This window comes from Nonomuraea aurantiaca (assembly GCF_020215705.1).
Lineage (GTDB): Bacteria > Actinomycetota > Actinomycetes > Streptosporangiales > Streptosporangiaceae > Nonomuraea > Nonomuraea aurantiaca.
The window spans coordinates 103,649-125,385 of record NZ_JAIWNB010000014.1 but is presented as its reverse complement, the minus strand read 5'-3'; the positions used below and the strand labels follow the sequence as shown (position 1 = coordinate 125,385).

The following is a 21,737-nucleotide window of genomic DNA, read 5'->3' as shown; positions in this document are numbered from 1 at the left end:
ATGAGGCCCGCCCCAGGTTGGGGGTCTCGATCGTCGGCGGCAAAACCGTCCGGCTCGTCGTGCCACTTGATCAGGCCCGCCCAGGTCAACGGCCGAACATCGGGCCGCCTTCGCTGTCCAAGGACATCAGGAGATTCATCGATATGCAGGTGCTGCTGCCGGTGGCTGAGGAGAGCCAGGTTGCAAGGCACTGGCGTCGGTAGCGTGCGTGTCACGGACATCGCGGTCACTCGCATCACAACGGCCGCCCTCTGGCCGTACCCGGACGTCGGCTCGCCGGCACTTATGGCCCCCTGCTGTCATGAGCTCGCGCTCATGACGTTCGCGTGATCAGGTATTGGAACTCATGCCGCCGTCCCCGCATAGTGGGCGCATGAAGCCCTCCTTGCAGGTCGCGGTCATCGGCGACTACGACAAGACATACCCCCCGCACATGGCCACCGACGATGCGCTGCGCCACGCCGCCGACCACCTCAGGGTCGAGATCGAGGTCCGCTGGCTGGCCACCGAGCCGCTCGAAGCGGACCTGTCCGCCGTGCGCGCCGCGGACGTGCTGTGGTGCGCCCCGGGAAGCCCGTACCGCAGCCTGCGCGGCGCGCTGGCCGCGCTTCGGCACGGCCGCGAGCACGGCGTCCCCACTCTGGGGACGTGCGGCGGCTGCCAGCACATCATCATCGAGTACGCCCGCCACGTACTCCGGTTCGAGGACGCGCAGCACGCCGAGTACGACCCTTACGCCTCCAGCCTGTTCGTCACCGAGCTGGCCTGCTCGCTCGCCGGCCGGACCATGCCCGTCACGCTCACGCCCGGCTCCCTGGTGGCCGATGTGTACGGGCGCGAGGAGGTCAAGGAGCAGTACTACTGCAACTTCGGCCTCAATCCCGCTTACCAGAGTGCCCTGCACGAGGGCGGACTGCGGGTGACTGGCGTGGACGACACCGGCGAGGCCCGAGTGCTGGAGATCCCCGGCCACCCGTACTACCTAGCCACACTGTTCGTGCCACAGACGAGCTCGTGGCCCGGGCGCCCGCACCCGCTGGTCGTGGGGCTGCTGCGCGCGGCGCTATGACGTTCACACAGCTCAGGATCCTGCAGACGGTCGCGCGTACCGGCAACATGACCCGCGCGGCCGAGGAGCTGAACACCACACAGTCCGCGGTCAGCCATGCGCTGCGCGGCCTGGAGAGCGAACTCGGCCTGGCCCTGCTCGTCAGAGGCAGCCACGGGGTGAGCCTGACCGCCGCCGGGCGAGCCGTCTGCCGCCGCGCCACGCTCATCCTCACCCAGCTCGAAGCCCTGGAGCAGGAGGTGGCCGCGGCGCGCGGGCAGGACCGCGGCAGCCTGCGCGTCGGCGCCATCCCCAGCGCCAACGCCCGCCTGCTGCCGCGGATCCTGCGGACGTTCGGCGAGACGCATCCACACGTGCGGCTCACCGTGATCGAGGGGTCGGACGGGGAGGTACTCGACTGGCTGCAGACCGGGGCCGCCGACATCGGCACCCTGACGGCCGGGGCCGTCTCCGCCGGCGGGCCCGATCTGGTCATGCGCCCGCTGGCCACCGACCAGATGCTGGCCGCCCTACCCAGCGGTCACGACCTGGCCGTACGTCACTCCGTGCCGGTCGCGGACCTGGCCCGGCAGCCGTTCATCATGTCGACGGGCGGATGCGAGCCGCTCATCACGGCGCTCGCGCGGGAAGCAGGCGCGAGCCTGCGCTGCCACTATCGAGTCCGCGACACCAACAGCATCCTCGCCATGGTCGCCGAAGGGCTCGGCGTGAGCATCCTGCCCGAGCTCTCCCTACCCGCTCACCACGCCGGCGTTCACGCCATCCCCCTCGAACCGGCCTCCGTGCGCACCATCCTGCTGGCCCTCCCGGCCGACCCGCTCCCTGCGGCCACCGCGCTCCTCGAACATGCGCTCGAAAGGGTCTGAATCACGCTGCCGCTCTCACCGCAAGCCCCCAGGGCTGTTACTTGTCATCGACAGAACCAAAGATCACGATGAGAACGACAACAAGATCAATTGATTGATCTGAAGACTGAAGCACCTTCAGAAGAAATGAACTTTCGAACGGGGGGCACTAAGGCATTGCCACATCTTTGAATGGGCGTTTAAAATCCTGAACGTGCCATCAGAAAGTCGAACGTTCATTGAAGAGGCGCGGCGGGCGCAGATCATGGAGTGCGCCATCGACGCCATCGCCACCCTCGGGTACGCCCGAACGTCGCTGGCGAAGATCGCGAAGCTGGCCAAGCTCTCGCCCGGGTCGATCTCGTACCACTTCGGGAGCAAGGACGAGCTCATCCAGGCCGTCGTCAGCGAGGTCGCCAAGCTGGCGACCGAGATGATGGAACCCGCCATCGTCGCCCAGCCCACGGCGACCGACGCGCTGCGCGTCTACCTGGAGACGAACCTGGAGTTCATGGGTCGCCACCGCAAGCCGCTCCTCGCGCTGGTGGAGATCATCACGCACGCGCGCGGCGGCACCGACACGCCCGGCCCCTACACGGCGCAGCACGAGCTCGCGCTCAAGGACATCGAGAGGGTGCTGGCGTGGGGGCAGGGGACGGGCGAGTTCCGTGAGTTCGATCTGCGGTCGATGGCCATCGCGATCCGGGGGGCGGTGGACGCCGTGCCGGCGCAGCTGTTGCGGAACCCCGACTTCGACCTGGAGCTGCTGGCCCGGGAACTGACCACCCTGTTCACGATCGCCACGCGGAGGCAGCCATGACGGCGGCGCTCGATCTCGCCGGTCTCACCAAGGTCTTCGGCACGAACACCGCCGTCGACCACCTCGACCTCACCATCCCCCAGGGCTCCTTTTACGGCCTGGTCGGGCAGAACGGGGCAGGCAAGACCACCACCCTGTCGATGGCCGTCGGGCTGTTACGGCCCGACAGCGGCACCGCGCGGATCTTCGGGACGGACGTCTGGGGGGATCCGCGGCAGCGGGCCAAGGAGCTGGTCGGGGTGTTGCCCGACGGCTTGGCCATGCCTGAGCGGCTGACCGGGCGGGAGGTGCTGACCTATCTCGGTCTGCTCCGGGGTCTGCCCGAACGGGTGGTGGCCGAGCGGGCCGGGGAGCTGCTGGAGGTGCTGGAGCTGGCCGAGGCGGACAGGACGCTGGTGATCGAGTACTCGACCGGCATGCGCAAGAAGATCGGCCTGGCGACGGCGCTGCTGCACGCGCCCCGGTTGCTGGTGCTGGACGAGCCGTTCGAGGCGGTGGACCCGGTGTCGGCGGCGACGATCAAGGAGATTCTGCGCGGGTTCGTGGCGGGCGGCGGCTCCGTGGTGCTGTCCAGCCACGTGATGGCGCTGGTCGAGCAGCTGTGCGACCACGTCGCGGTGATCGACAAGGGCAAGGTCGTGGCGGCGGGCACGCTGGTGGACGTCAAGGGCGATGAGTCGCTGGAGGACAGGTTCGTGGAACTCGTCGCGACCGGCGACGGCGGCGCCATGAAGGGACTGACGTGGCTGTCGAGCTGATCATGGTGCGGATGAAGACCGCCGTCCTGCGGCATTCGATGACCGGCCAGCGCGCCGGGATCGTGGCGACGGGCGGGATTCTGGGGGTGGCGCTGGCGGGCGGCACGATCGTGCTGGCCGTGTCCGCCCCCGCGCTGCTGCCCGCCGCGTACGCCGTGTGGATGCTGGGCTGGATGCTGGGGCCCGTCTTCGCCGGGGGCGGGGACGAGACACTGCGCCCTGAATACTTCGCGCTGCTGGGGTTACCGCCGCGGCGGCTGGCCGCGGGGCTGCTGGCGGCGGCGTTCGTCGGGGTCGCGCCCGCCACGAGTCTGCTCGCGCTGGGTGGGCTGGTGGCCGAGGGGGTGCGGCACGGCGCCGGTGCCGTCCTCGTGACCGTGCCGGCGGTGGTGTTGCAGCTGGCCGCGTTCGTGCTGCTGTCGAAGGTTGCCGTGGCGGTGCTGGGGATCGTACTGCGCTCGCGGCTGGGCGCGGTGCTGGCGGGGGTGATCAACGGGACGATTCTGGCGGCGCTCGGACAGGGCTGGGTGTTCGCCGTGGCGTTCGGGGTGAGCGGCGAGGTGCCGCAGTTCGTCCGGTATCTGCCGTCCGGGTGGGGGGTGCTGGCGGTCCAGGGCGACTGGCGGCAGGCGGTCGTGGCGCTGGCCGCGCTGGCGCTGCTGGTGGCCCTCCTGCTGGCCGCGTGGGCCGCGTTGCTGACCAGGCGTACGAGCGCGAACCGGACGAGCGGCCGAACGAGCGGCCGAACGAGCGGCCGAACGAGCGGCCGAACGAGCGGACGGACGGGCAGCCGAGCAAGCGGACGGACGGGCCGACGAGCGGGCGGGGAACGGCGTGTCGAGCCGGAAGGCCGGGAGGCGACGCGGCAGAGCCGGGCCGTGCTGGGCAAGGAGCTGCGGACCTGGTCGCGCGACCTCGTCCGCACCCACCAGCTCACCTTCGCCCTCGCCTACGGCCTGGCGTTCGCCGCCGCTCCGCTCATCCTCGGCTGGCCGGGCATGCTCCCCTGGGCCGGTCCGATCTTCATCGTCATGGCCGCGGGCATGTCCGCCAACCTGTACAGCGGCGACGGCACCGCCCTCTGGCTCACGATCATGACCCCGAACGCCGAAGACGTACGAGGCAGGCAGCTGGCCTGGCTGCTGAGCGTCGCCCCGCCCGCAACCGTCCTCACCCTGGCGCTGACGGCGGCGGTGGACGGCCCGTGGCCGGTGGTGCTCGCGCTGCTGGCGGCGCTGCTCGGCGGCGGGGCCGGGCTGGTGCCGCTGATGTCGGCGTACGCGCTGGTCCCCGGCACCGACCCGCACCGCAGGTCGGGCAACCCGCTGCGCTCCACCGAGGACGAGGGCTCGGCCAGCGGGCTGGTGTACGCCATGCTCGCCCTGTGCGCGCTCACCGCCGCCCCCGCCGGGCTGGTGGCCTGGCTGTACGGCTGGCCGGGAGTCCCCGTCGGCGTGGTGACCGGCCTCCTGTGTGCCTGGGGCTTCGGCCTCCTCGCCCAGCGGCGGCTGAGCGCGCAGGGGCCCGAGCTGCTCGACCTGATGCGAACCGGCCGCCGTCCCACCAACACCCCGTACAACCTGCCCAAACGCGAGCGGATCATCACCGCCATCTGCTGGGGCTTCGGCGCGATCCCGCTGATCCCGCAGGGCATCGTGCCGGGGATCTTCAAGCTGACCGGGGCCGGGTCACGCGGCTGGTTCCTGGCCCTCTACCTGCCCGAATGGCTGCAGTGGCCGACGATCGTGTTCATGACACTGCTCGGCCTGACCATGTCCGGTCTCGGCCTGTGGATCCCATGGCGGCACCGGAAACAACCGAAGGCTTCCTGATCCATCTGGGTCATACCGGTGGCGATCGGGCCACGGCGGTGCCGGCCAGGCACGGTCTGCCTGCCGTCTCCTTTTCAGACGGCGCCGAGCGTGGCGATGAGTTCGGTGACCTGGTACGCGGTCGGGAAGTCCGGTGCCGCGTAGCGCAGCGTGCAGCCGTCTCCGAGTTCCATTCCCGGCACCAGCAGCGCGTGCTCGGTCATCCGCGGCCGATGTACCCGTACTTCCAACCGCACCGGGCCGTCGAAGCGCAGTGGACGGACGGCCCCGCGGCCGGCCAATGCCTCAGGTATCGCCTGTTCGATCCTGTCGCATGCCTCGTCGGGATGCAGCAGCGCGGCGGCGCGAGCGCCCAGCGCCTGCTTGACCACCACGGAGCGGATGCCCGGGGCAACCTCTGCCGCCTCTGCCGCCACGGTGTCATCGCCGCTCACCAGCACCGGCGGTACGCCACTGTGCGCCGCGAGTGCGGTGTTCAGGCCGATCTCACCAAGGGAGCGGCCATTGCAGCGCACGTCGGCGATCACTCCGCCAGAGACGGTGTGAGCCATGACCGAGCGGGGCGTGCCCGCCTTGCCGTGGTAGCCGATGAACAGCACCGCGTCGATGGTGTCCGCCAGTCCGGCCATCATTCCGCCGGGCTTGGGCGCGCCACGGAGTAATTCGGCACGCCGGTCCAGCAGTTCGGGGAGAAGGTTGCGGAAACGCGCGTGGGCCTCGGTGACCAGCACCTGGGCGCCTGCCTCGTAGGCGTGGACGCCGCGGACTGCTGCGCTGGCCTCCGCTGTGAGCAGCTTGCGGTTGCGCTCGTATTCGCTGTGGCCGGGAATGACATCATCGCCGTCGACCACCCCGGCGATTCCCTCCATGTCCACCGAGACGAGCACCCGCATCTCGATCACGCCTTTCCAGGTCGTTCGCACGTGCGCCTGCGGCTGAAGCGCCATGGTATCGAGCGCTTTCGCGGTGGAGAAATTGCTCGCCAGCACCTCCAAAGCCGACCGAATGGTTCGACGACGAACCTCTGGCAATTAGGCGAAAGCCCTCTATATAAGGTTTGCCGGAGAGGCGGCACACTTGCCGCCATTTGCGGCGTCGGCCAGAAGGACGTTCATGAACAGGCCCGACTACTCACCCAGCCAGGTGATCCGGCCGTGGGCGAGATCCTGTCCGCGCGGTTGCAGGACCCGTACCGGCTCGCGCTCCAGGAGGCGCTCGGCGAGCCGGAGGACCGGGTCCTGTTCTTCGGCGACGTCGTCGTCAGATGGTCGACGCCGAGGTCGCCGCACTGGTCGAGATGGTTCTTCCGCACGTCGCTGACGGTGCCGGTCCGGCGTAGATCTGCCGTCGCGTTGCGTTTAGTACTGAACCCACAGGTAGTAAAGGCCGGGGGCGTTCCAGTTGGTCGGGATGACGGTCTCGCAGTAGTACAGGCTCCAGGTGTGGTTGGTCTGACCGTTGTAGCCGATCCCGGCGCATTGGTCGGGCCAGCCGTAGGTGCCCTGCTTGACGTAGCCGGGTATTTCTGCTTGGGCGGGCGAAGCGAGGCTGAATGTGGTGATGAGGGTGGCCGCGGCCAAGGTGAGCGCGGCTAGGGGGCGCGACTTCATACAGGAAAGTTAACTAATAATTCCATGACAGGCAATGCACCGCCGCCCGTTTCCGGCAAAGGGCGCCTGACCGTTTTATTGCTATTCGTTCTGTACGTTCGGTTTTACGCCACGACTCGCCGCCCGGAACCCAAGAGGGCGACTTCCATGGAGATCCATGGTCCAGCGGGTCAAGGGGTTTCGCACGCGGTGACCCGGGATGGTCACCACTGCCGTCTGCCAGGGGTGGCCCGGCTCCGTACCCCGTACGCGGACTCAGACGCGAGGAGGGACGCATGGCGCGGCTGGTATCGGTCAACGTCGGCCTTCCGCAGGACATCGCCTGGCAGGGCAAGACGGTGCACACCGGCGTGTGGAAGCACGCCGTCACCGGCCCGCGGATGGTGCGGCGGCTCAACATCGAGGGGGACGGCCAGGGGGATCTGGACGGGCACGGCGGTGAGTACCGTGCCGTCCTGGTCTACCAGCTCGACTCCTACCGCCACTGGCAGGAGTACCTGGGCCGCGACGACCTCGCCTACGGGCAGTTCGGGGAGAACTTCACCGTCGACGGGCTGCCGGACGACGAGGTCTGCATCGGAGACCAGTTCAAGGTGGGCGACGCGCTGTTCGAGGTCACCCAGCCGCGTGTCACCTGCTACCGGGTGGGGCTGCGGATGGGGGAGCCCCAGATGGCCGCGTTGCTGGTGTCCCACCGGCGGCCGGGTTTCTATCTGAAGGTCCTCGTCGAGGGCCGGGTGGAGGCGGGACAGGAGCTCGTCAAGGTCGCCTCCGGTCCCGAGGGGGTGACGGTCGCCGACATAGACGCGCTGCTGTACCTGCCGGGCCACTCCCGTCGGCAGCTCGCGCGGGCGCTGCGCATTCCCGCTCTCAGCCCCGGCTGGAGAACGTCGTTGCAGGCGCTGCTCGACCAGGCCGACGACGGTTCCGGCGCAGCGGGCGGCAACGCGGGCCTGGCCCCCGCCGTCTCTCCGCCTCCGGCCTGGACGGGGTTCCGGCCACTGCGGGTGAAGCGGATCGCGGCGGAGAGCGCCAGCGTGTTCTCCGTGACGCTGGCCGCCGCCGACGGCGCCCCACTCACTGCCGCCCCTGACGGCACCCCGCGCCCTCCCGCCGCCGACGGCGCCGATGGCGGCCCGCGTCCTCCCGCCGCCGATGGCGGCCCGCGTCCTGCCGCGCCTGGCGACGGCGGCCCGCTCCCTGCCGCGCTGCCGGGCCAGTTCCTCACCGTCCGGGTGCCGGCCGAGGAAGGCGGGGCGTCGCTCATCCGCAGTTACTCGCTGTCCGGCCCGCCGGGCGGCGGGGAGTATCGCCTCAGCATCAAGCAGGAGCCGCACGGGGTGGCCAGCGGATACCTGCGTGCCCATCTGCGTACCGGAGACGTTCTCGAGTGCGCGGCTCCGCGAGGCGCTTTCACGCTCGTGGCCGGTGACGGTCCCGTCGTCCTCATTTCGGCGGGCATCGGCGCCACCCCCGTCATGGCCATGCTGCACACGCTCGCCGCCGAGCGATCCTCCCGTGAGGTGTGGTGGCTGTACGGCGCTCGAGACGGCACCGAGCACCCCTTCGCCGACGAGAGCCGCGACCTGCTCGGCCGATTGGCGAACGCGCACCGGCACGTCTGTTACAGCCGTCCGGCCCCCGGCGACCGGCAGGGCGTCGACTACCACTCCAGGGGCCGGCTCTCCCTCGACCTGCTCTGCGGCCTCGGCCTGCCACGCGGTGCCGACACCTACGTGTGCGGCCCTCCCGCGCTCATGCGGGACCTGCCGGCCGCGCTCGTCGGCTCCGCGCTGGCTCCCTCCCATGTCCGTACGGAGATCTTCGGCGCCGGTCCGTCTCTTACACCCGGTGTCACGGGCGCCTCGGTGACTCCCGTGCACCCGCCCGCAGGTCCGCCGGGCGACGGGCCTGCGGTCTCCTTCGCGCGCAGCGGGCTGACGGTGAGCTGGAGCAGCGCGTACATGAGCCTGCTGGAGCTCGCCGAAGCCTGCGACGTGCCCACCCGCTGGTCATGCCGCACCGGCGTCTGCCACAACTGTGAGAGCGGACTGCTGGCCGGAAGCGTCGACTACTCGCCCCAGCCGCTCGACGCGCCCGCCGAAGGCGACGCGCTCATCTGCTGCTCCCGCCCACGAGAGGACGTCATTCTGGACCTTTGACGCGCTCACGCCTCAGGTGCCGCCTTTGGCCTCCTGCAGCAGGTCCAGGTGCATCTGGACGATGGGCTTGGCATCGGTGGCGAGCTTCTTCACCTCCGGCGAGGATCCCTTCCGCAGTTCCTTGGCGCCGTTGGCGAGACTCTGGCGGTGCCCGGCGATCTGCGCGGCCAGCCATGCTCGGTCGAATGCTTCGCCACTCTTGCCGGCCACCTCCCCGAGTTGGCGGCGCTGGGCGGCACTCGGCTGGGTGGGCAGGTCCACCCCCGCCTGCTTGGCGACCCGGCTCACGTCGTCGTCCATCTTGGTGTGATCGCTGATCAGTTTGGCGCCCAGTTCCCTGACCGCATGGCTGGCGCCCTTGTCCTGGGCGGCCTGTCCGGCCTGGATCTCGGCCAGGTTTCCTTGGTGTGCCTGCCGGAGAAAGGTCCGGTCCTGTTCGTTCAGGTCCAGGCGCGTGAGCGCGCCGGCGGCCGCAGTGGGCATCACGGCAATCGCAAGGGCGAAGATGATGGGGATGATCGCTTTGGGCATTGAATGTCCCCTTTGGTCGGTTTATCCGTCTCTGCTTGGTGCCCTCCGCTGGCTCCAGGGGAACTCATGTGTGATCAAAATGAACGCATGGGTCGCACCCAATCGGCCACCAAGGTTCTTGGGGCGCGCCGCCCTGGAAGATGCTCTTGAAGATGGTCCTGGAGGACGAACGTCGGGTTCTTCGTGCGTGCTTCTACGGGGACACGGCGGCGGAGGTCTGGTCCTAGTCACTTGTCCGATACCGCGGGCGGGCCGGCGTCCCTAGCGTTCTGATCGTGAAACTCATGGAAGCCTTGGACTCCGCGGTTGAGTTGACGGCGGTCACGAAGCACTACGCGCACGGCGTCACCGCGCTCGACAACGTGACCGTCGGGTTCGGCCGGGGCACCTTCACCGCTGTGATGGGGCCGTCCGGATCGGGCAAGTCCACCTTGTTGCAGTGTGCGGCCGGTCTGGACAAGCCCACGTCGGGGCGGATCATGGTGGACGGCAGGGACCTGACCCGGCTTACGGAGCGGAAGCTGACCTTGCTGCGCCGCGACCGCATCGGATTCGTGTTCCAGTCGTTCAACCTGCTGCCCTCCCTGACCGCGGAGCAGAACGTGGCGCTGCCGCTGAAGCTGGCGGGCCGCAGGGTGGACCGTGAGCTGGTACGGCAGAGCCTGGACGCGGTCGGTCTGGCGGAGCGGGCCGGGCACCGTCCCGCCGAGCTGTCCGGCGGCCAGCAGCAGCGCGTGGCCATCGCCAGGGCGCTGGTCGCCAGACCCGCCGTGCTCTTCGGCGACGAGCCGACCGGCGCGCTGGACACCAACACCAGCCGGGACGTGCTGAGGCTGCTGCGCTCGCTGGTGGACCGGCATGCGCAGACAGTCGTGATGGTCACCCATGACCCGGCCGCGGCGGCGTACGCGGACCGGGTCCTGTTCCTCGCGGACGGCCGGATCTGTGGTCAGCTGCTCGACCCCACGGCCGAGGCCGTCTCGGCCCGCATGCTGATGCTGGAGGAGTCGTGCTGAACATCGCGTGGCACACCCTGCGCACTCGCCTGGTCTCCTTCGTCGGCACCTTCCTCGCACTCGCGCTCGGCACCGCCCTGATCGCCGCGATGGGTCAGGTGCTGGCCACCACTGTGGACTCTCCCGACCGCGCCCCGCAGCGTTACGCCGCCGCGCCGTACGTGGTCGTGCCCGACGAGCGGCTGCGCGTGGAGACCTGGCAGGGAGAGCAGAGCCGGCCGCTGGCGGAGAGACACGGCCTGACCGCCGAGCTGGCCGCCCGCTTCCCCGGTGCGGTCGTCGACCGGATCTTCCCCGCGCAGATCGCGAGCGGCCAGGGGCAGGGCGAGGGGGGACAGGACGCGGTGGGCCGGCCCTGGTCGGCGTCCCGTACGGCGCCGCAGCGGCTGGTCGAAGGCCGGGCGCCGCGGACCGCGCGGGAAATCGTGGTCAGCGCGGGAGCCCGGGTGGGCGACAAGGTGCGCGTGATCACGCGGTCGGGGACGAAGCCGTACACCGTGGTGGGTGTGACGGACGGCCCGCCCACCGTGTTCTTCACCGACGATCAGGCCGCCAGGCTGTCTCCGCGCATCGACGCGCTCGCCCTGTGGACGAGGCCGAGCGGCGTACCCGTGCTCACCGGGCAGGAGCGGGCGCTGATGGACCCTAACCGCGAGGGTGACGAGCGGGCCCGTAACAACGCCAATACGATCGTCGGCATCGCCGCCGGATTCGCCGTGTTCATCGCCGTCTTCGTGGTGTCGTCGACGTTCGCGTTCGCGGTGGCGCAGCGGCGGCGCGAGTTCGCGCTGTTGCGGACCGTCGGCGCGACCCGCCGTCAGGTGCGGCGCATGGTGTACGGGGAGGCCGGATTCGTCGCCGTGGCCGCCTCCGCGCTGGGGGCGCTGGCCGGGCCGTACGCCGCGGGGCCGATTCTGGATTGGCTGGTCGGCCTCGGGATGGCGCCTGCCTGGCTGATGCCGAGCAGGCAGACCTGGACGGCGGTCACGGCCTTCGCCGTGAGCGTGGTGGTCGCGCTGGTAGGCGTGAGCGTCGCGGCCAGGCGGGCCGGTCGGGTGCACCCGGCGGAGGCCATGCGCGAGGCCGCGATCGAGCCTCGGGTGATGACCTGGGGGCGCCTGCTCGTCGGCGTGGGGCTGTTCACCGCCGCGCTGATCAGCATGGCGGTGAACGCCGTGAGCGATCCGCAGGGCGCCACCAACAACAAGTCGTTCATGCCGATCTTGATGCTGCTCGTGGCGGGCATCGGCCTGCTCGCCCCGGTCGTCGTGCGACCGGTCGCCAGGCTGCTCGCCGTACCGCTGAGCCGCCTTCGCGGCGCGGGCGCCACCTTGGTGCCCGCCGCCGCGGCCACCTCCGTCAGGCAGACCGCGGCGACGGCGGCCCCGGTCCTGGTCGCGGTGGGACTGGCTGCCGCGCTGCTCGGCGCGGCCGCGATGACCGACGCGGCCAAGACCGCGATGCAGGCGGCGCCCGTACGGGCCGACTATCTGGTGCTCCCCGAAGGATCCGTAGGACTGGATCGGCAACTCGTCGAGCGCCTGCGGGCCATCCGCGATGTGGAGATCGCGACAACGGCCCCGACCAGCATGTACACCCTTGAGGGTAAGACCGCGCTGATCCAGCGGCCTACCGAGGCCGTGGACCCGGCCCGGCTCGGGAGCGTGCTCGACATCCCGGTGACCAAGGGCTCCCTGGCACAGCTGAATGACCGGACCATCGCGGTCTCGGAGACGTGGGAACTCGAACTCGGCGAGAGCGCGAAGCTGTGGCGGGCCGACGGCAGCGAGATCTCGCTCAAGGTGGTCGCGCTCCTCGGCCCGAACGCGCCGTCCGACTCCTACGTCACCACCGCACATGCCTTCTCCGCGCCGGTGACCACGGCCTATGTGAAGCTGCGGCCAGGAGCCTCGGCGCGGGACGTGGAGGCCGCTCTGCGGCAATCCACGCAGGGGCACAACGCGCGGGCGCTCACCAAGGACGCCTGGGTGAGCGAGACGGGCGACCGGCGCGGGTCCGCCAGCCGCCTCGGGCTCCTGGTGGTGCTCGGCATCATCCTCGCCTACACCGCGATCTCGCTGGTCAACATCCTGCTGATGGCGGCTTCCGATCGGACGGCGGAGCGGGCGTCGCTGCGACTGCTCGGCGCGACCCGCGGCCAGGTGGTGAGGTACGTCGCCGGCGAGGCGCTCCTGGTCGTGGCCATCGGCGTGGTGCTGGCCGCCGCCGTCGCGGCGATCAGCCTGGGCGGACTCTGGAGCTCGCTGGTGCAGATCGCCGGGCCGATCGCGATCAGTGTGCCCTGGCCGGCGGTCGGCGCGGTGATCGCGGGGTGCGTGGCGCTCGCGGTCGCCGCCGCTGTGGCGCCCGCGCTACGCCGCGCCTAGGTTCAGCCTGGCCAGCTCCACCCGGGAGGAGACGCCGAGCTTGGGAAAGGCCCGGTAAAGGTGGTAGCTGACGGTCTTGGGGCTGACGAACAGCCGAGCGCCGATCTCCCGGTTCGTCAGGCCCGTCATGGCCAGGCGGACGATCTGCAGCTCCTGCGGCGACAGGTCGGCCAGCTTGTCGAAGGCGGCGGGAGCGGCGATGATCTCCCCGGCGGCGCGGAGTTCGGCCGCGGCCCGCTCGGCCCACGGGGCGGCGCCGAGCCGCTGGAACGTCTCCAGCGCGGCACGCAGTTTGGTACGCGCGTCGCGCTTGCGCCGCTCGCGGCGGAGCCATTCGCCGTACACCAGTTCGGCCCTGGCGTGCTCCAAGGGCCGGCCATGTGGCTTCAGCGCGGCGGAGAAAAGCTCGTCGCCCGGCTCGACGAGCGCGCGGCAGCGGGCCAGCACCGCGTCAGCCCAGTCGAGCCGGGCCGCGCCGGCCCATTCCGCCAGCCGTTCGAGCGGCTCCTTCGCCCGCTCCGGCAGTCCCGCGCGTACGGCCGCCTCGACCTGGTCGGCAGCGAAGTAGAGGGCCTGGATCTGGTGGCGTACCGGTCCGGCGAGGGCGGACTCCAGCCGGTCCAGCGCCTGCGTGTGGCGGCCACGGCTCAGATCGAGCATCGCCTGGGCCCACTCCGACCAGGCCACGCCGTTGGCGATGCCGGTTACGGCGAAATGCTCGGCACAGCGCGCGGCCAGCTCCGCGCACCTGGCGTCGTCGCCCTCGACGGCGGCGATCCAGGCCAGCATGCCCTCCAGGTAGCCGGTCCGGTGCGGCTGGCCGAAGTCCCTGGCGATCCTCAGCCCCTCCGCGGCATCGGCCTTGGCGTCGGTGAATCGGCCGAGATAGACCGCGGACGCGGCCAGCGTCACGTGCGCGATCGGCAGCCAGCCGGTCATGCCGAGCGCACCGCACTCCTCGACCAGCGCCGCCGAGATCTCCCGCTGCGCCTCGAACTCGCCCACCAGCCCAGCCACGAAAGCGCCGTTGACCCGCAGACCGTAGGAGCCGCGCTCGATACCGCGGGCGTCGAGCACCAGTGGGCGCATGCCGGGCAGCGCTCTGGCCGGGCCGTGGCCGAGCGACTCGGCGGCCGCCTCGACCGCGTTCACGGCGGTGTCCAGACCGTCCTCCTCGCGCAGCGGCAGGCGGCGGAGCCGTACGGCGGCCTCCTCGACCCGCCGCGGGTCGCTGAGCTGCCAGGCGTTGCGTCCCGCGTCGACGAGCATGAGACCGGCGGCGACCGGGTCCAGCTCGGCGACCCGGCTCGCCCCGGCGAGCAGGATGTCATGGGCGGTGTGGACGGAGCCGCGTTCGAAGGCGACCCTGGCGCGGAGCCCGGCGAGCCTGGCGATGGAGCGCGGGTCTTCGACGAGGCGGGCGGCCCGTTCCGCCAGTGCCTGGGCTCGGTCGGGCAACCCCGCGTCCGCGGCGGCCACGGCCGCCTCCGTCAGCCGTCTGGCCAGCGATCCCGGGTCGGTGGTGAGTTCGGCGGCGCGTTCGAGCGCGGCCGCCGCCGCCGCGTGGCCGTGCCGTGTCCTGGCCCGTTCCGCGGCGCGTTCCAGCGCGATGGCCACCTGCTCGTCGGGCCCCAGGGCGACCGCGGCCAGGTGCCAGGCGCGCCTGTCGTCCTGGTCGTCCAGTACGTCGGCCAGCGCCCGGTGCGCGACCAGCCGCTGGTCGAAGGGGGCCGAATGGACGGCGGCGGCCCGCATGAGCGGGTGCGCGAAAGTGACGCCGCCACCGTCGGCGAAGGTGCGGCCGCCGCCGGTCGTGAGGAAGCCGGCCTGCTCGGCCGTACCAAGTGACTCGGCGCCGATCCCAAGCCGTTCGGCCGCCCGGAGTACGGTGCCCAGGTCGCCGGTGTCCTCGACGGCGGCGAGCAGGATCATCAGCTGGGCTCCGGCCGGCAGTCGCGCGATGCGGGTCGCGTACGCCTCCTGGATCCGGCGCGGCAGCGGCATCGGAGTGAACGGGTCGGCGGTGCGCGGCAGCTCGATCAACGCGAGCGGGTTGCCGCAGCTCTCGGTCAGGACCCGGCTTCTGAGGCCCTCCGCCAGGTGCGGGTCGCGTTCGGTCAGCAGCTCGGCCGCCGACTCCGCGTCGAGCGGGCCGAGCCGGCGCTCCGGCAGGCCCTGCGCGTTGAACCCGTCACGTGCGGCGAAGAGCAGGACGACTCCCTCGGCGTCGAGCCGCCTGGCCGCGAAGACCAGCGCGTCGGCGGAGGCCCGGTCCAGCCAGTGCGCGTCGTCCACCAGGCAGAGCAGCGGGCCGTCCTCGGCGATCTCCGACAACAGGGACAGCGTCGCGAGTCCGATGAGGAAACGGTCCTCGCCGGTGGCCTCGCCGAGGCCGAGCGCGCCTTTCAGCGCGAGCGCCTGTCGCTCGGGCAGCGCCTCCGCGCGAGCCAGCTCCGGCCGCAGCAACTGGTGCAGCGCCGCGAACGGGAGCTCGGCCTCGGTCTCCACCCCGACGCTGCGGAGCACCCGCAGATCGGTGGCCCGTTCGGCGGCGCTTCCCAGCAGGGCGCTCTTGCCGATGCCCGGATCACCGTAGATCACGAGAGCGCCGCTGCGCCCCGCTCGCGCGCTCTCCAGCAGCCCGTCGACGACCGCCTGGTCCTCACGTCTGCCCTTAAGCATGCTCGGTCAGCCCCAAGAGGTGATGCCAGATCACCGGAAAAGAGTACGGGCTGGCAAAAGCCGATCAGTTGTACGGGTCACGGCTTCGGCGCTGTTCGTATTCGCGCTGGTCGTACTCGCGGGTGCGCTCGTACCTGCGCTGCTCGTGGCCTCGGGGCTCGTGGCCCCGCTGGTCGTATTCGCGCTGGTCGTATCCGCGCGGCTCATACCCGCGGGGCTGCTCGTACGGGTACGGCTCAGGATCCGGTACGTGCTCGAAGTCCATGGCCGTGCGCCCGATCGAGGCCAGGAGCGAGAAGATGGCGATGCCGACGACGAGGTTGATGGCGGCCGTGGCGACCTGCCTGATGAGGTCGACGGAGTACATGAACGGCAGGATCGTGATGATCACGGTGAAGAGCCCGGCGATCCAGCCGAAGAACTTGGTCGGCTCCGGCGTCGACAGCATGAGGACATAGAGCAGCAGCGTCGCGACGAGCGCGGCCGTGGCGGCCGAGATCGCGTATCCCGTGATCGCCGTGCTGCCGTAAGCGGAGTTCCCATACGGAGTCAGCGCTCGGATGCCCAGCAGCCGGTTGCTGATCATGGCTCCGACGACCACGATCAGCGCGGCCACCACGGCGGCGGCCACGCCGCCTCCCCACACCCGCGCCGGATTGACTCTCGGACGGGCCGACGCCGGGTGACGATCATGGCGGTCATGGGAGGGATATGACATGCGAATCACCTTTGTCGCGAAGGCTGATCAAGCACTTACGGAACCCTACACGCGCTGTCAAGGGCGGTGACGCGCCGTGTATCCCGTGGATCGCCTCCCACGTGCCTGGTCCGCGGGTCCACCTCATGGGAGTCGGTGTGAGGCTGCGGGGGCGCCCGCCTCCGAACGGCGAAGGGCTTTGTCGGCCGCCCTTTCTCGGATAACGTCGTCGGCGCGCGGCCCGCGATTCCCGGCTGACGGCAGGAGCGACATCGGTGTCTGAGCCCTATCCCCGTGAAGGAACGCCCGTCCCGCCGCGGCAGTCCTCGCGCTCCGTGCGACGGTGGGCCGTGGCGATGACCGCCGCATGGATCGTCGGCATCCTGTGGATCGTCATGTTCTACGTGGATCCCACCTTCCCCGTTCTCAGTGCATTCGGGAACGGGAATCTGCTGGTGGGGTTCGGGCTGATTTTGCTGGGCGCGGTGTTCGGGGTGTTCCTGCTGGTGGCCTTGGTCTTGTCGGCACGCCGACGCCCCTGAGAGCCCGCCTAGGAAGGGCGGCGGCGCGCCTGGAGCTGAGGCCGGGTCAGCAGTTCTTGTCGCGGTTCGGCAGGTGGCCGGTGGTCAGGAAGCCGGTGACGGTCCGGTCGCCGCAGGCGTTGCCGTTGGCGAGGTAGGAACCGTGGCCGCCGGAGTCGACGCTGACCATGCGGGCCCGCTGCCCGAACGCCTGCCGCATCTTCAGCGCGCCGCTGTACGGCGTGGCCGGGTCGCGCAGGTTCTGGATGAGCAGCACGTTGGCCGGGCCGCGCGAGCCGATCCGTACGGCCGACTCCGCGGGCTTGACGGGCCAGTACGCGCACGGCCCCATGTTGACCGGGCATGCCCGCCGTGAGCGGATGGGCGATCCGGTCACGCGCCACCTGCCGCTGGAACGTGGCGACCGAGTCCGTCCACTCCACGTCGTTGCACATGGTGGCGCCGGCGTGGGCGGCGGTGTTCTGCAGTACGGCAGCCGGCGGCGTGTTCGCCGGGGGCAGTTCGCCGGTGGTCAGGGCGGCCCGCATGAGCCCGGCCAGCATGGGGAAGTTCGTGTCGGAGTAGAGCGCGTTGAGCATGGTCTCCCGGAGGAGGTTGCCGTTCAGCTCCTCGGGGTTGGCGCCCGGCCACGGCAGGGGCCTGCGGTCCAGCTCGGCCGCGAGTTCGAGGAACGTGCGCCGGACCGCCGCCGCGTCCGTGCCGAGGCCGTAGTCGGCGTCACGGGCCGCGGCCCAGGCGGCGAAGTCGGGGAAGCGGTCCTCCACACCGACGGAGTAGTTGGCCAGCCACTGCCGCGCCACCCGGCTCGGATCGGGATCGTCGTTGCTGTCCAGGACGACCCGGTCGGTGCGCTCGGGGAACATGGTGGCGTACACCGCGCCCGCGTAGGTGCCGTAGGAGACGCCCCAGTAGGAGATCTTCTTCTCGCCCAGCGCCCGGCGGATGGCGTCGATGTCCCTGGCCTCGTTGCGGGTGCTGATGTGCCGGATGAGCGGCCCGCCGTTGCGGGCGCAGGCCTCGGCGATCCTGCGTGACCAGGCGGCGTTCGCCGCGATGCCGCCGCCGGCGTCGGGGTACGGCTTGAGCTTGGTGAGCGAGAGATCACCGGTCGCCAGCCCGCAGGAGACAGGGGAGCTCTGGCCCACGCCACGCGGGTCGAACCCGATGATGTCGTAGCGGTCGAGCACGTCCTGCGGCAGCCGCTTGGCCTGGACGCTGGGCCGGTTCAGGCCCGGGCTGCCCGGTCCGCCGGGGATGATCAGCAGCACGCCACGACGCGACGCGGGCTTGGCGGTCCTGATCCGCGACACCGCCAGTGAGATCGTCGGCCCGCCGGGCGCCTGATAGTCCAGGGGAACCTTCAGGGTGGCGCATTCCTGTCGCGCGTCGACACCCGGCCCGGCGGGGCAGGCGCTCCACGAGACGGCCGCCGCCCGCGCGGGGGTCACGAGGGCGGTGGCAAGGATGGCGGTGGCCGCTCCGGCGGCGGACAGTCTCGCGAGGTTTCGCATCAGGGGTCCTCTTCAGTGATCCTCGCGGTGATCGCCGCCGCGGCCGGCCTCGCCCTGCTGGCCACGACGCTGCCTGGCCGCCTCGTCCTCGGCCGACGGCCGGTCGAGCTGATCGGGGCGCGTGACTGAGGCGTGGTTAGCCTTTGGACATGAGCTTCGTCGGTACGCCCCGGCCGCGGCCGCGCTGGTTCCACGCGCGGACGGAGCTGGAGGATTTCGCGATCGTCAGCTACCGGGTGGACGCCGACGCGCTCGCCCGGCACCTGCCCGAGGGGTTCGCCCCGATGAAGATGGACGACGGTCCCGGAGCCCTGGTCTCCGCCGTCGCCTTCCGGGACCGGGACTTCCACTTCCGGTTCCTCCCGCCGGTGGGGATCGACTGCGGGCAGATCAACTACCGTGCCTACGTCACCGCGGACGGCAAGGCGGGCGTCTGGTTCTTCGGCACCAGCCTGGATCACCCGGTCGTGGCGATCCCGCAGCATCTGTGGGGCATGCCGTGGCGCCGCGACCGCATCCGCATCGAGGCGGACTGGGACGCCCACCCGGTCCGGTGGCGGCTGGCGGCCGGGGACGCCCACTGCGAGGCGGTCGAGCTGGCCGAGCCCCTCACCCGGCTGGCCGGTTTCACGGACGAGCCGGACTGGCTGGAACGGCTCACCCATCCGACCCTGGGCTGGTACCGGCGGCGAGACGGGCGGGTGGGCGTCTACAGCATCTGGCATCCGCCGATGCGCCCCCGGTATCTCGTCGCCGGCTCCGCCCGCTTTCCGGTCTTCGAACGGCTCGGACTGATCACGCCGGACACCGCGCCGCACTCGGTCCTGGCCCAGGCGCGGCTGAGCTTCGACATCCACACCCCGCCGCGGCGCTTCCGCCCGGGAACGTAGGCCCTGATGGCCCCGTCCGAGCGCGGACGGGGCCATCGTCTACCGGGACGGCCTCGGGGCCGGGGCGTAACCGGCGGCGCGGGTGGTGAAGGTGCCCCGGCCCTGCGTCCGGCTGCGCAGCCGGGTCGCGTACCCGAACACCTCGGCCAGCGGCACGGTCGCGGTGATCACCACGGTGCCCGCCCGCGCGGTCGAGCCCGAGATCCGGCCGCGCCGTGCCGCCAGGTCGCCGAGCACCCCGCCGGCGGCGTCGTCCGGCACGGTGGCGGTGACCTCGACCACCGGCTCCAGCAGCACCATGAGGCTGGCGCGCAGGGCCTCGCGCAGCCCGAGCCGGCCGGCCGTACGGAAGGCCATCTCCGAGGAGTCCTTGGGATGGGTGGCTCCGTCGGTCAGGGTGATCCGCAGGCCGGTCACCGGGTGGCCGCCGAGCGGTCCGTCGGCCAGGGCGTCCCGGCAGCCGGCCTCCACCGCCCGGACGTACTCGCGCGGCACCCGTCCGCCGACGACGGTCGAGCGGAACACCACGCCGTCGGCGACGTCCAGCGGATCCACGTCGAGGACGACGTGCGCGAACTGCCCCGCCCCGCCGTCCTGCTTGACGTGCCGGTACAGGAACCCGGAAACCCCGCGCTCGACCGTCTCCCGATGGGCCACCTGAGGCCGCCCGATGGCGACCTCCAGCCCGTGGGCGCGCCGGATCTTCTCCGCCGCGACCTCCAGATGCAGCTCGCCCAGCCCCGACAGCACCGTCTGACCGGTCTCGGCGTCGGTGCGTACCACCAGCGAAGGATCCTCCTCCACCAGCCGGGCCAGCGCCGACGTCAACCGGTCGGTCTCGGTGCTCCTGCGGGCCTCGACCGCCACCGAGACCACCGGATCGGCCACGGTCGGCGGTTCCAGGAGCAACGGTGCCGTGGGCGCGCACAGCGTGGCGCCGGTGCGGGCCGTCTTCAGCCCGACCACCGCGACGATGTCTCCCGCCGCCGCCCGGTCCACCTCGGTGTGCCGGTCGGCCTGCACCCGCAGGATCCGGCCGATCCGCTCCGTGCGCCCCGCGCCCGTGTCCAGCACCGCGTCTCCTCTCCGCATCGTTCCCGAATACACCCGCAGGTACGTCAGCCGCCCGGTGGCGGTCGAGTGCACCTTGAACACCAGCGCGGCGAACGGCGCCGCCGGGTCGGCGGCGCGCTCCTGCTCCGTGCCGTCGTGCGTGCCGCGTACGGCCGGCACGTCCAGCGGTGAGGGCAGGTAGGCCACGGCGGCGTCCAGGAGCGGCTCGATTCCGCGGTTGCGGTACGCCGATCCGCACAACACCACCACGCCCTCACCGGTACGGGTCAGGTCGCGCAGCGCGGCGGCGAGAGTCCGCTCGGAGATCGCCGACTCCGCGCAGAACTCCTCCAACGCGAGCGGGTGCAGCTCGGCCACCGACTCCTCGAGCAGCCGGCGGCGCCGGTGCGCCTCTTCCCGCAGGCCGTCCGGAATCGGGCCCTCCTCGACCGGGTCGCCACTGCCGGGCCAGGCGAGCATCCGCATCCGCAGAAGATCGACCACCCCGGTGAAGCCGTCCTCCCGCCCGATCGGCAGGTGGACCACCAGCGGGACCACGTGTAACCGCTCGCGGATCGACTCGACCGCCGTGTCGAGGTCGGCGCCGGCGCGGTCCAGCTTGTTGACGAAGGCGATGCGCGGCACCCCGTACCGGTCGGCCTGCCGCCAGACGGACTCGCTCTGCGGTTCGACTCCCGCGACGCCGTCGAACACCGCGATCGCGCCGTCGAGCACCCGCAGCGAGCGCTCCACCTCATCGGAGAAGTCGACGTGTCCCGGGGTGTCGATCAGATTGATCCGGTGGCCTTGCCAGGAGCAGCTCACGGCCGCGGCGAAGATGGTGATCCCACGGTCGCGCTCCTGGGGGTCGAAGTCGGTGATGGTCGTGCCGTCGTGTACCTCGCCGCGTTTGTAGGTGGCGCCGGTGAGGTACAGGATCCGCTCGGTGACCGTGGTCTTGCCGGCATCGACGTGGGCGAGGATGCCCAGGTTGCGGATGGCGGTCAGCGAGTCGGTGTGATGACGGTGCAGTTCGGTACGCACGGCCTCATGGCCCTTCGGGACGCTTCAGACAGGACAGCGCGATTCCCGGACGAACACCGCCCGATGTTTGTTCGATTCCGAGAGGAAAGGGCTGATCAGGTGTTCGTCAGAGACGTCCAGTGCCGGCCGCGCAGCCGACGCCGGGCGGACGAAGACACCAGGATCACCTCGTAGCGAGACGAGGGGATGACCGAAGCGGTGCTGTTGTTGCTGCTGTTGCGCACGGCCGGCTCCCCTCACTCGTCAATGGGCGCCGCGGTGGCGCTCCGTTTCCGGGCGAGTGTACTG

19 protein-coding genes and 1 pseudogene are annotated in these 21,737 nt (G+C 71.0%); 10 read left to right on the top strand and 10 right to left on the bottom strand.

The window, feature by feature from the left end; translation table 11 throughout:
- Positions 1-373: 373 nt before the first annotated feature.
- From LDL49_RS30215 to LDL49_RS30195, 5 genes are all read left to right on the top strand, one after another.
- Positions 374-1,069, top strand: coding sequence for a CTP synthase C-terminal region-related (seleno)protein (locus tag LDL49_RS30215; protein WP_263655680.1), 696 nt, complete (start codon positions 374-376; stop codon positions 1,067-1,069).
- A complete protein-coding gene (locus tag LDL49_RS30210; protein WP_225295817.1) occupies positions 1,066-1,935 on the top strand; it encodes a LysR family transcriptional regulator in 870 nt (289 codons plus the stop codon). Before LDL49_RS30215 ends, LDL49_RS30210 begins: the two co-directional genes overlap by 4 nt.
- 193 nt (positions 1,936-2,128) lie before the next feature.
- Positions 2,129-2,734 carry a TetR/AcrR family transcriptional regulator gene (locus tag LDL49_RS30205; protein WP_225295815.1) on the top strand — a complete coding sequence of 202 codons (606 nt, stop codon included), beginning with the start codon at positions 2,129-2,131 and terminating at the stop codon, positions 2,732-2,734.
- Entirely contained in the window at positions 2,731-3,492 is a 762-nt protein-coding gene (locus tag LDL49_RS30200) for an ABC transporter ATP-binding protein (RefSeq protein ID WP_225295813.1), read from the top strand. The genes LDL49_RS30205 and LDL49_RS30200 overlap by 4 nt, the downstream gene beginning before the upstream one ends.
- The gene (locus tag LDL49_RS30195; protein ID WP_225295812.1) at positions 3,477-5,324 is read left to right on the top strand and encodes a hypothetical protein; all 1,848 of its coding nucleotides are present in this window, start codon (positions 3,477-3,479) and stop codon (positions 5,322-5,324) included. Before LDL49_RS30200 ends, LDL49_RS30195 begins: the two co-directional genes overlap by 16 nt.
- A 74-nt stretch (positions 5,325-5,398) precedes the next feature.
- Here LDL49_RS30195 and LDL49_RS30190 read toward each other — a convergent pair whose 3' ends face one another.
- The 3 genes from LDL49_RS30190 to LDL49_RS30180 all read right to left on the bottom strand — a co-directional run bounded on the left by LDL49_RS30190 (position 5,399) and on the right by LDL49_RS30180 (position 6,934).
- Positions 5,399-6,313, bottom strand: a complete 915-nt coding sequence (locus tag LDL49_RS30190; protein ID WP_225296065.1) for a M55 family metallopeptidase — start codon at positions 6,311-6,313, stop codon at positions 5,399-5,401.
- A gap of 138 nt (positions 6,314-6,451) precedes the next feature.
- Entirely contained in the window at positions 6,452-6,613 is a 162-nt protein-coding gene (locus tag LDL49_RS30185; protein ID WP_225295810.1) for a hypothetical protein, read from the bottom strand.
- A gap of 69 nt (positions 6,614-6,682) precedes the next feature.
- On the bottom strand, positions 6,683-6,934 hold the full coding sequence (locus tag LDL49_RS30180) for a hypothetical protein (protein ID WP_225295808.1): 252 nt from the start codon (positions 6,932-6,934) through the stop codon (positions 6,683-6,685).
- A gap of 275 nt (positions 6,935-7,209) precedes the next feature.
- On the opposite strand from LDL49_RS30180, the gene LDL49_RS30175 reads away from it, so the two are divergent.
- Complete coding sequence (locus tag LDL49_RS30175; RefSeq protein ID WP_225295806.1) at positions 7,210-9,096, top strand: MOSC domain-containing protein; 1,887 nt, start codon at positions 7,210-7,212, stop codon at positions 9,094-9,096.
- A 12-nt stretch (positions 9,097-9,108) separates the two neighbouring features.
- On the opposite strand, the gene LDL49_RS30170 is transcribed toward LDL49_RS30175, so the two are convergent.
- Positions 9,109-9,627 carry a DUF4142 domain-containing protein gene (locus LDL49_RS30170; RefSeq protein WP_225295805.1) on the bottom strand — a complete coding sequence of 173 codons (519 nt, stop codon included), beginning with the start codon at positions 9,625-9,627 and terminating at the stop codon, positions 9,109-9,111.
- A 284-nt stretch (positions 9,628-9,911) separates the two neighbouring features.
- On the opposite strand from LDL49_RS30170, the gene LDL49_RS30165 reads away from it, so the two are divergent.
- Positions 9,912-10,643 (top strand): ABC transporter ATP-binding protein, encoded by a 732-nt coding sequence (locus tag LDL49_RS30165; RefSeq protein ID WP_225296063.1) that lies wholly within the window; start codon positions 9,912-9,914, stop codon positions 10,641-10,643.
- Complete coding sequence (locus tag LDL49_RS30160; RefSeq protein ID WP_225295803.1) at positions 10,637-13,030, top strand: FtsX-like permease family protein; 2,394 nt, start codon at positions 10,637-10,639, stop codon at positions 13,028-13,030. The genes LDL49_RS30165 and LDL49_RS30160 overlap by 7 nt, the downstream gene beginning before the upstream one ends.
- Here LDL49_RS30160 and LDL49_RS30155 read toward each other — a convergent pair.
- Together LDL49_RS30155 and LDL49_RS30150 are read right to left on the bottom strand one after the other, a co-directional pair.
- The gene (locus LDL49_RS30155) at positions 13,016-15,712 is read right to left on the bottom strand and encodes a helix-turn-helix transcriptional regulator (protein ID WP_225295801.1); all 2,697 of its coding nucleotides are present in this window, start codon (positions 15,710-15,712) and stop codon (positions 13,016-13,018) included. The genes LDL49_RS30160 and LDL49_RS30155 overlap by 15 nt on opposite strands.
- A gap of 64 nt (positions 15,713-15,776) precedes the next feature.
- Entirely contained in the window at positions 15,777-16,430 is a 654-nt protein-coding gene (locus LDL49_RS30150; protein ID WP_225295799.1) for a DUF6069 family protein, read from the bottom strand.
- 254 nt (positions 16,431-16,684) lie between these two features.
- Between LDL49_RS30150 and LDL49_RS30145 the strand changes: the two genes are divergently transcribed.
- Positions 16,685-16,951, top strand: coding sequence for a cell division protein CrgA (locus tag LDL49_RS30145; protein WP_225295797.1), 267 nt, complete (start codon positions 16,685-16,687; stop codon positions 16,949-16,951).
- Positions 16,952-16,997: 46 nt separating this feature from the next.
- On the opposite strand, the gene LDL49_RS59330 is transcribed toward LDL49_RS30145, so the two are convergent.
- Entirely contained in the window at positions 16,998-17,282 is a 285-nt protein-coding gene (locus LDL49_RS59330; RefSeq protein ID WP_225296061.1) for an alpha/beta hydrolase, read from the bottom strand.
- A 403-nt stretch (positions 17,283-17,685) separates the two neighbouring features.
- Positions 17,686-18,462 (bottom strand): annotated as a pseudogene (locus LDL49_RS59325) (alpha/beta fold hydrolase); the annotation flags it as partial.
- Between the two features lie 149 nt (positions 18,463-18,611).
- Here LDL49_RS59325 and LDL49_RS30130 point away from each other — a divergent pair.
- Positions 18,612-19,352 (top strand): DUF2071 domain-containing protein, encoded by a 741-nt coding sequence (locus LDL49_RS30130; protein WP_225295796.1) that lies wholly within the window; start codon positions 18,612-18,614, stop codon positions 19,350-19,352.
- A 39-nt stretch (positions 19,353-19,391) separates the two neighbouring features.
- Here the strand turns inward: LDL49_RS30130 and fusA are convergent, their stop codons facing one another.
- Positions 19,392-21,449: an elongation factor G gene (gene fusA / locus LDL49_RS30125; RefSeq protein WP_225295794.1), complete on the bottom strand. Its 2,058-nt coding sequence runs from the start codon at positions 21,447-21,449 to the stop codon at positions 19,392-19,394.
- 95 nt (positions 21,450-21,544) lie between these two features.
- Entirely contained in the window at positions 21,545-21,673 is a 129-nt protein-coding gene (locus LDL49_RS57250) for a hypothetical protein (RefSeq protein WP_263655677.1), read from the bottom strand.
- Positions 21,674-21,737: the final 64 nt, after the last annotated feature.